This window comes from Clostridium sp. UBA6640, assembly GCF_002455975.1.
Lineage (GTDB): Bacteria > Bacillota > Clostridia > Clostridiales > Clostridiaceae > Clostridium_J.
Window position 1 is genome coordinate 232 of record NZ_DKLM01000065.1, and the last position, 8,610, is coordinate 8,841.

Annotated in this window: 12 protein-coding genes; all 12 read left to right on the top strand. The window is 25.1% G+C overall.

Annotated elements, in window-relative coordinates:
• Positions 1-537: 537 nt before the first annotated feature.
• The 12 genes from B2W91_RS06870 (at position 538) to efp (ending at position 8,441) form a co-directional block, all read left to right on the top strand.
• Positions 538-1,995 (top strand): GspE/PulE family protein, encoded by a 1,458-nt coding sequence (locus B2W91_RS06870; protein ID WP_291579649.1) that lies wholly within the window; start codon positions 538-540, stop codon positions 1,993-1,995.
• 18 nt (positions 1,996-2,013) lie between these two features.
• Positions 2,014-3,207: a type II secretion system F family protein gene (locus tag B2W91_RS06875; protein WP_291579650.1), complete on the top strand. Its 1,194-nt coding sequence runs from the start codon at positions 2,014-2,016 to the stop codon at positions 3,205-3,207.
• 13 nt (positions 3,208-3,220) lie between these two features.
• Positions 3,221-3,652 carry a hypothetical protein gene (locus tag B2W91_RS06880; protein WP_291579651.1) on the top strand — a complete coding sequence of 144 codons (432 nt, stop codon included), beginning with the start codon at positions 3,221-3,223 and terminating at the stop codon, positions 3,650-3,652.
• Positions 3,633-4,061 (top strand): PilW family protein, encoded by a 429-nt coding sequence (locus B2W91_RS06885; RefSeq protein WP_291579652.1) that lies wholly within the window; start codon positions 3,633-3,635, stop codon positions 4,059-4,061. Before B2W91_RS06880 ends, B2W91_RS06885 begins: the two co-directional genes overlap by 20 nt.
• Positions 4,030-4,512 (top strand): type IV pilus modification PilV family protein, encoded by a 483-nt coding sequence (locus B2W91_RS06890; protein ID WP_291579653.1) that lies wholly within the window; start codon positions 4,030-4,032, stop codon positions 4,510-4,512. The genes B2W91_RS06885 and B2W91_RS06890 overlap by 32 nt, the downstream gene beginning before the upstream one ends.
• The gene (locus B2W91_RS06895) at positions 4,491-4,901 is read left to right on the top strand and encodes a hypothetical protein (protein WP_291579654.1); all 411 of its coding nucleotides are present in this window, start codon (positions 4,491-4,493) and stop codon (positions 4,899-4,901) included. Before B2W91_RS06890 ends, B2W91_RS06895 begins: the two co-directional genes overlap by 22 nt.
• A 19-nt stretch (positions 4,902-4,920) precedes the next feature.
• Positions 4,921-5,634 (top strand): hypothetical protein, encoded by a 714-nt coding sequence (locus B2W91_RS06900; RefSeq protein ID WP_291579655.1) that lies wholly within the window; start codon positions 4,921-4,923, stop codon positions 5,632-5,634.
• A gap of 4 nt (positions 5,635-5,638) precedes the next feature.
• The gene (locus B2W91_RS06905) at positions 5,639-6,073 is read left to right on the top strand and encodes a hypothetical protein (RefSeq protein WP_291579656.1); all 435 of its coding nucleotides are present in this window, start codon (positions 5,639-5,641) and stop codon (positions 6,071-6,073) included.
• Positions 6,070-6,453, top strand: coding sequence for a hypothetical protein (locus B2W91_RS06910; protein WP_291579657.1), 384 nt, complete (start codon positions 6,070-6,072; stop codon positions 6,451-6,453). Before B2W91_RS06905 ends, B2W91_RS06910 begins: the two co-directional genes overlap by 4 nt.
• Before the next feature lie 21 nt (positions 6,454-6,474).
• Positions 6,475-6,990, top strand: coding sequence for a shikimate kinase (locus B2W91_RS06915; protein ID WP_291579658.1), 516 nt, complete (start codon positions 6,475-6,477; stop codon positions 6,988-6,990).
• Between the two features lie 138 nt (positions 6,991-7,128).
• Complete coding sequence (gene aroQ, locus B2W91_RS06920) at positions 7,129-7,563, top strand: type II 3-dehydroquinate dehydratase (protein ID WP_291579659.1); 435 nt, start codon at positions 7,129-7,131, stop codon at positions 7,561-7,563.
• Between the two features lie 320 nt (positions 7,564-7,883).
• The gene (gene efp, locus B2W91_RS06925) at positions 7,884-8,441 is read left to right on the top strand and encodes an elongation factor P (RefSeq protein ID WP_291579660.1); all 558 of its coding nucleotides are present in this window, start codon (positions 7,884-7,886) and stop codon (positions 8,439-8,441) included.
• Positions 8,442-8,610: the final 169 nt, after the last annotated feature.

The following is an 8,610-nucleotide window of genomic DNA, read 5'->3' on the forward strand; positions in this document are numbered from 1 at the left end:
TGTGGAATAGAAGACGTAAGTCCTCTCGTCTCTATACTTTTATTTGCAAAGTATATTCAAACAACCAGAAATTTGCTATTAAAATTCCAAAAGGCATGTTCTCAGTCATGAGAATATGCCTTTTGTCTACAGTCTGAAAGGAGTTTATCAAACTCCTTTTTTTATATTTCACCTTTAATTAATTCACAATTCACAATGCACAATTCACAATTGTGGACATTTCTCAGTTGAAACTGAGAAATTTTGAATTTATACTGTAGCGGCGAACAGTGTTCGCCATAATCACTAGCAATTGCATTGCTAGTCAAAAATCTATTAAAGAAATTATTTTTCTAAAAAATAATTTCCACCTCAATTGCGCATTGTGCATTAAAATACAATAAAGATATACATTAAAATTTAAAGTTTTATCTATACAATAAGGTTATTTACAAAAAGTTCATAATTTTGTAGAGTAAAATTTAGATTTAGGGACAACATTAAAAGTAAGAAATGACAAAAAGTAGGTGATTTTACATAGAAGAATGTTTTTTAGATTTGAAAAATATAAACATTGATATTGATCTGATTAATATCCTTCCTAAAGAATTTGCACTAAAGTATAAATTGATTCCTTATAAGTTAGAGAAAGATACACTTTATGTAGCTTCTAGTAAAGAGCTACATCCATCGGTAGTAGAAGAATTAAGATTCATTACTTTTAAAAACATAAAACAAAGTATAGCAGATATGGAAAGTATATTAAATTTAATTAGCTATTATTATGATAAAGAAAAAGCACAAAAAACACTAGAAATGCTTAAAGGAAATAATGTTATTAAACTTACAAGCAAAGAGGAAGATGCTCCAGCAGTAGTTATATTAGACTCTATAATAAAAGAAGCTATAAATAAGAAGGCTAGCGATATACATCTGGAACCTTTTAAAGATAGAGTAATAGTAAGAATAAGAATCAATGGAGATTTAATAAAAATAGAAGAATTTCCTATGGAGATATATGAAAATATTACTTATAGAATAAAAATTATTTCTAATATGGATATAAGTCAAAAACTATTACCACAAGACGGAAAAATAAGCTTTGCCACAAATCATATTAACTATGATTTAAGAGTAGCTTCATTGCCTACAATAAATGGAGAAAAGTTTGTAATTAGAATACTGTATAAAAATGATGAAATATATAATCTTAATAGTTTAGGATTTAATGAAGAAGATAACAAAATGCTGAAAAAGATATTAAAGTCCAATAATGGAATGATATTGTTAACAGGACCTACTGGTAGTGGCAAAACAACTACTTTGTATTCTATGTTATTAGAAATAAATAGGGATAATAATAATGTAGTAACTGTTGAAAATCCTGTAGAATACGAAGTTGAGAAAGTAAATCAAGTAAATATTAATAATAGTTCAGGATTAACTTTTAGTAAGTCTCTAAGAACTATACTCCGCCAAGACCCAGATATTATCATGGTAGGGGAAATAATTGATGAAGAAACAGCACAAATTGCAATAACTTCTTCCCTTACAGGCCATTTAATTTTATCTACACTACATTGCAATGACACTGCTAGCTCCATTATTAGATTAGTAGATATGAAGATACCTAAGTATCTAGTTGTAGATTCTTTAGTAGCAGTAATTTCTCAAAGGTTAGTTAGAAAAATATGCACTAATTGCAAGACTTCCTATAATCCAACTATGGAGGAAAAGGAAGATTTAAATTTAGAGAAGCAAGATAAGCTTTTTAAAGGTGTAGGCTGTGACAAATGCAATCATACAGGATACAAGAAAAGACAGATGGTATATGAAATGATAGTTATTACAGAGGAACATAAAAGATTAATAATCAATTTTAATGATGTTAGTGAACTAAGAAAGTATAGTTTTAGCAGAGATAATAAATGTTTAAAAGAAAAGCTTAAGGCTTTAGTAGTGGGTGGAATAACTACTTATGAAGAATATATAGCTAATTTACAAGTGATTATTTAAGTATTGATGAGGTCGTATATGAAGTATAGATTTATTGCTAAAGATATAAATAATAATACTGTTAGAGGATATGAATTTGGAGAAAATAATATAGATTTTTTAAGAAAGCTTAAAAATAAGGGATTATTTTGTATTAAATATTCTGAAGTAAAGGATTTGCCAATAAACCTCATTGCATTAGTTTCCTATAAAGATATTGCTATGTTTTGCAAACACATGGCGATATCTTTAAAGTCTGGAATGAATTTTATAGATGTTATAAACTTACTGATTTATAAAACTTCAAATAAAAGTTTAAAAAAGAGTTTAAAAGAAATAAAGCAGGATATAGAAAGAGGAAATAGTTTATGCAATGCTATGAAAAATCACCCTAAAATTTATCCTAAATTACTTATAAACATGGTTAGATTAGGACAGGAAAGTGGAAATTTAGATGAAGTTTTTAATAATATGCATGATTATTATTTAAGCAGATACAAGATAAAAAAGAAAATGACATCTTCACTAATATACCCATTGATAATTCTTATTTTAGGAGTAGGTGTACAATTATTTTTCATGACAAGATTATTGCCTCAATTTATAAGCCAATTTGAAATTGGTAGTGACAACTTGCCAGGCATTACAATGTTTTATTTGAAATTTAGCAATTTTTTAATAGCTCATAAGCTTATGTTGTTAATAATGTTTTTTATTATTGGAATTGGCTTAATAATAAAAAGTAATTCTATATTAAGAAATAAGGCTGTATCAAAATTAATTGTAAATATTCCACTTGTAAGGAGCTTCATAACAAAAAGATTTCAGGAAAGTTTTAGTAGTAATATGTATCTTCTCATACAAAGTGGAATTAACTTAGTGAAAGTTTATGAAATAGCAATTAGTTGTACTGACAATAGTTACATAAAAGAAAAATTGAGTAATTCATTAAAGATTCTAAAGTTAGGGAATAGTTTAAGCAGTAGTTTAGCTAGTGTTGATATTTTTCCTGAATTTTACATTAACATTGTTTCAATAGGAGAAGAAAGTGGAAATTTAAAACATAGTTTTAAGACTTTGAAGGATATACTAGATGATGAAATAAATGATTTTTTAGAAAAATTGCTTTCTATAACTCAGCCAGCAGCGATAATTTTAGTGGGGGTATTAGTAGGTTCAGCTATAATAGCTATGCTGCTACCAATGTTTACTTTGCTAGAAAATGCAGTATAAATGAGGAGTTTCTATGAAAAAAGGTTTTTTATTAATTGAATTTATATTGGTGATAGGAATAATTTCTATAATTTTATCTATAGGTATGGTATCTTTTAAGTTTTTAAATAAATATGAAAATCAAATATCAGTTGAGCATTATAGCAATGAGGTAGTGAATTTTATAAATTATAATAGAAGCTACAGTAGAAAAAATTATCATGATGTGATTATATATGTTGATAGAATTAGAAATGAAATATCATCCTTTCATAATACTAAGTTAGTATCTAAATTGAAACTGCCAGAAAATATTAAAATATCTTATTTTAATCGAGATTCCATTAAGATAAATAAATTCGGATATAGTGGAAGTTCATTTACATTAAAGCTTATAGATAATAGTGGCGACATAAGTGAAATTACAATGGTGGTGGGAACAAATTATGTTAGTATCAAAAAATAAAAGTGGATTTATATTATTAGAATTAGTTGTTTCAATGACTTTACTACTTTTAATATGTACTGCAGTTTTTCAAACTATTATAGTAAGCAATAAGGTCTCTAATTTTAATAGAGAAAAAAGTGAAACAGTTAAAATGATATATGAAATAGAAAAAATAATTCTATATAATTCTGACTATGAAGAACTTATAAGCGTTTTAGATAAAGAGGTATATATTACTAAAGATAAATTACAAAATCATTATGATGGCAATTTCATAGATATTATTCAGCATAATAATCCTAAAAACGAAAAATATGTATACTTAAAAATTGGAACTGAGGAAGAACTAGCAAAAATAACATTAATAGGATATTTTAAGGAAGGTGAAATACCTATTGAATACACTTTTTACAAAGGGAATTACTAAAAAGAGTAGAGGACATGGACTATTAGAATTAATTGTTGCAGTAACTATAATAACCATTGTACTTTCAGGATTGATATCTTCATTTGTTAGTATGAATAAATTTTTTCAGAAAGATATAAAGGAAATGAGAGAAAAAATTGATTTGGAAGAAGCATTATACTTTATAGAAAATCAAATTCATAATCAAAGTGGAAATGTGACGGTTATGGAGGATATGGTTATTTTATATATGAAAGATGACTCTACAATTAAGGCAATAAAACTTATAGATAACAATCTATATATGCTTAATGGAAATGATAGTAGTTTTCCTAAGGATGATGGATATAAAAATCATATAGTTGATGATGTGAAAAATTTTCACATAAAAGCTGTAGATAGACTTTTATATTTAGAATTAGAAGGTTTAAATGGAGTGAGAGCTAGAGGATGTTATTTAATAAGAAATTAAAGAAAAAAGGAGCTGTGTTAATTCCTGTTATAATTATAGGAAGTATAATCATTGCTTTAAGCAGTTATATTTTTCATAGAAAAATGCTGAATTTACAGTATGAGAATAATAACAATGATTATCTGTTAAGGGAAAAGATGGATGAAGAGCATAGAGAGGTTTTATTAACTAAATTATCATTTTATTTAAAATCTAATGATATAGAGAATCTCTCATCAGTTGATATAACTTATAAAAATTCATATATAAAATATGATAAACAATATAATTATTTTATTTTAACTATTCCACATGTGGGAAGAGAATTTAAAGAAGAATATTATGCACTAGAAGAGAAAGCTGAAAAAAAATCTTTTAAATATATAAAAACTATTTATATGTTTAAATAGTTTTAGAGAGGTGATAACTATGTTTAATAATAAGTTAATCATTTATGGTAATAATGAAGAATCTAAGGCAATAGAAGTTAAAAAAACTATACTTAATAATGTAAAATTTAATAAAGAATATAGTAATGAACAAATTAAAAGTATAAGTTTAAAAAATAAAACTATTACGTTAATAATTGAGGGGGAAGAACTTTTCATTAAAACAATAAGTATACCTAAGGTAAGTAAAAGGTATGTATACTATATATTGAGAAATGAAATAACAGAACAGTATGGAGAAAAAGTGATGTTTTCTTATGAAATAATCAAAGAGGAAAAAGCTTGTTATAATATTATCCTATACTGTTTTCATGAAAATAAATACTCTCTTTTGAAAGATTCTTCTATTTACAACTGTAATGGATTAAGAATTAACTTTATACAAAACTATGTTAAAGACTTGTATATTAAAGAAATAAAAGAGAAAAAGTTTATTTTATTATTTAGTTATAGAAATTACATATATCTATTAAGGGCAAAAAATAATATATTGACTTATAATAAAGTAATAAATTCATTGGATTTTACTTATGATGAAATAAATGGCACTATAAAAAGATTTATAGAGAAAAATAAAAAAGATTATAATATGTACTCTATAAATCTTAATGAGTATTTACAGGATATATATAATAGTACGGAACTATCACCACTTACTATGGAAAGAATATTACAATATGCAATAATTAGGTGAGTGTATGAAAAAGAGTAGGTTTATATCTAGTGGATATATAAGTGTAAGAGAGAAAAAAGTAGAGAGTATAATAAAATTAGTCACTATTATCTTATATATTATTTTAATATTAAATTTATTTTTTTTAAAAGCTAATATGAATAAAATAGATAGTTATGAAATGCATAGAAAAGAAAATAAAAGCCTTGTAAAGAAAGAGAACAAAAAAGAAATAGTAGCTATCGAAAAGTTTAATGATTTGACTAAAAATTTAAATTTAGATAATTTTCATATTAAGTTTATTAATATCAATGAAGATTCTATTGAATTAGAGATATTTATTGAGGATAAAAAAAATTATATAAACACAGTAAAAATAATTGAAAATAAATATAGTATTAAATATCTATCTCCTATAATTTATGAAGAGGAGGAGAAATATTTCAAGGTATCATTATGAAGAGATTTAAATTATTAAAACTTAATATATTAATAACAGTAACAACTATAATAGTGATTACCAATTTGTATTTATATAATTTTTATAGTAATATAACCAAAGAGGTAATTGGGGAATATAAATCAAAGGATGAGAAAAAGAATTATGGATTTGTGGATGCTTTAGAAATAATATTATCTTATGAGAGTTTAAATATTATTGAAACGAGCATGGACGGTGAGCTATGTAGTTATAAAGTAAGCTTTGATGGTAACTACAAAGAGCTTGTACCAATTATTAATTATTTAAAAGGATTTCAATCTGTAGAATCCCTTAATAATATACTTATCATCCCTAATGAAAAAATTACTTTTGATATTACCTTTATTAAGAATAAATAATTATTATTTTAGGAGCATATAATGATAAAGGAATTAAATAAAAATGTAATCTTTATTGGTATGAGTCTTAGTGGAAAAACTACTTTAGGATATGAAATTAGTAAGGAGCTTTGTTACGATTTTATTGATACAGATAAATTGATAGAAAAGCGAGAAAATAACACTATAAATAATATTTTTCTTTTAAAGGGAGAACAGTATTTTAGACAGTGTGAAAAAGATTTATTAAATGATTTAAAAAAAACTAAGAAAACTTTAATAAGTACAGGTGGGGGGCTTCCAATTTTCAATGACAATATGAAAATCTTAAAAGATATAGGAGTAGTTATATTTTTAAAGGTTGACCTAGAACTTCTTATAAAGAGAGGAAAAGATATTGTGGATAGACCTCTTTTAAAATGTGATTATGAGAAGAAATTAAAAAATATGTACGAAGAAAGAATAAAAATATATAGTAAAGCACATATGACTATAGAGCTAGGAGAAAATAAAGAAAAAAATATAGATTTAATAATGAGTAATATAAGAAAGTTTTAGAGCCTTAATTATGTTTAAAAATAGTAGTTAGTGAATTTTATTACACAGTTATTAATAATTTTCTCAATTATAATTGCAAATATTATTGAATTTTGGTAAAATATCATTGTTAGCGACTATGATAAGGTGGTTTGAAATATGAATATTTTAGTTGTAAATGGTCCCAATCTCAATTTGTTAGGAAATAGAGAAAAGAGCATTTATGGAGACTTAACATTACAACAAATTAATGAAGAAATTAAAAATAGATTTAAAGATGCCAGCATAAATATTGACTTTTATCAAAGTAATTATGAGGGTGATATTATTTCTAAATTACATAGTGCTATAAATGTATATGATGGAGTAGTTATAAATCCTGGAGCATATTCTCATTATAGTATTGCTATTTTAGATGCTATAAGAGCCTATGATATTATTACTATTGAGGTTCATCTTAGCAATATTTATAAAAGAGAAGAGTATAGAAGAAATAGTGTTATAAGCGAAGGGTGTTATGGTGTCATAAGTGGATTTGGACATTATGGATATATTATGGCTATAGAAGCGATAATTAACACCTTGCAAGAGTAAACTTAAAATTAAGTTTATTTTTTTGCGCTAAGGATTGTAGATTTTATTAAAATTAATGATTTAGAGGTTTATTTAGAAAAGAACTATTTCATATACATATAATTTTAAAATACCGTATTTTATATATACAGGTTATAAATTTAACGTATTTAAATAGATTGAGAGAGTTTGTTTTGATTTTTAGAACAATAAAATTATCTAAAAAACCCATCTCTTACTAGCTTTGTATATAGCTATAAATTGGTATTAATTTATTTTAAATAGGTTATAATAAATACAATTAACAAATGTTTAACTATTTATATTAGGAGGTAACATTAATGATTTCAGCTGGAGATTTAAGAAAAGGAACGACTTTTGAAGAGGGTGGACAAGTTTTTACAGTTATAGAATTTTTACATGTAAAACCAGGTAAAGGTGCGGCTTTCGTTAGAGCAAAATTAAGAAACGTTTTAACTGGAGGAGTTACTGAAACAACTTTTAACCCAACTGCTAAATTACAAGAAGCAGTAATAGAAAGAAAAGAAATGCAATATTTATATTCTGATGGAGAATTATACTACTTCATGGATCAAGAAACTTTTGAACAAATTCCACTAAACTATGAAAAAGTTGAAGATGCTATAAAGTTCTTAAAAGAAAATATGTTTGCAATAATTAAATTTTATAAAGGAGAAGCTTTCTCAGTAGAAGCTCCAAACTTTGTAGAATTAATGATTACTCATACAGAGCCAGCAGTTAAAGGAAATACTGCTACAAACGTTTTAAAACCTGCTACTGTAGAAACAGGAGCAATTGTTCCAGTACCATTATTTGTTAATGAAGGTGAAACTATAAGAGTAGATACAAGATCAGGCGAATATATGGAGAGAGTTTAATATTAAAATTATCAAGAGCCAATTTAGAAATATTTCTAAATTGGCTCTTTTATATTTGCGTTCTAAAAACGACTAATCATCGATTGATTAAAGCTGCGAATTTGAATATTTAATATAATAGACATATTAGATTATAAATTAACTACACCCTTGAGTATTTCAATTCACA

Excerpts from the sequence above, each read along its gene's own strand:
- B2W91_RS06880 (WP_291579651.1), top strand. The coding sequence starts at position 3,221 with ATGAAAAAAGGTTTTTTATTAATTGAATTTATATTGGTGATAGGAATA.
- B2W91_RS06875 (WP_291579650.1), top strand. The coding sequence starts at position 2,014 with ATGAAGTATAGATTTATTGCTAAAGATATAAATAATAATACTGTTAGA.
- B2W91_RS06895 (WP_291579654.1), top strand. The coding sequence starts at position 4,491 with ATGTTATTTAATAAGAAATTAAAGAAAAAAGGAGCTGTGTTAATTCCT.
- B2W91_RS06910 (WP_291579657.1), top strand. The coding sequence starts at position 6,070 with ATGAAGAGATTTAAATTATTAAAACTTAATATATTAATAACAGTAACA.
- efp (WP_291579660.1), top strand. The coding sequence starts at position 7,884 with ATGATTTCAGCTGGAGATTTAAGAAAAGGAACGACTTTTGAAGAGGGT.
- B2W91_RS06915 (WP_291579658.1), top strand. The coding sequence starts at position 6,475 with ATGATAAAGGAATTAAATAAAAATGTAATCTTTATTGGTATGAGTCTT.
- B2W91_RS06900 (WP_291579655.1), top strand. The coding sequence starts at position 4,921 with ATGTTTAATAATAAGTTAATCATTTATGGTAATAATGAAGAATCTAAG.
- B2W91_RS06905 (WP_291579656.1), top strand. The coding sequence starts at position 5,639 with ATGAAAAAGAGTAGGTTTATATCTAGTGGATATATAAGTGTAAGAGAG.
- B2W91_RS06885 (WP_291579652.1), top strand. The coding sequence starts at position 3,633 with ATGTTAGTATCAAAAAATAAAAGTGGATTTATATTATTAGAATTAGTT.
- aroQ (WP_291579659.1), top strand. The coding sequence starts at position 7,129 with ATGAATATTTTAGTTGTAAATGGTCCCAATCTCAATTTGTTAGGAAAT.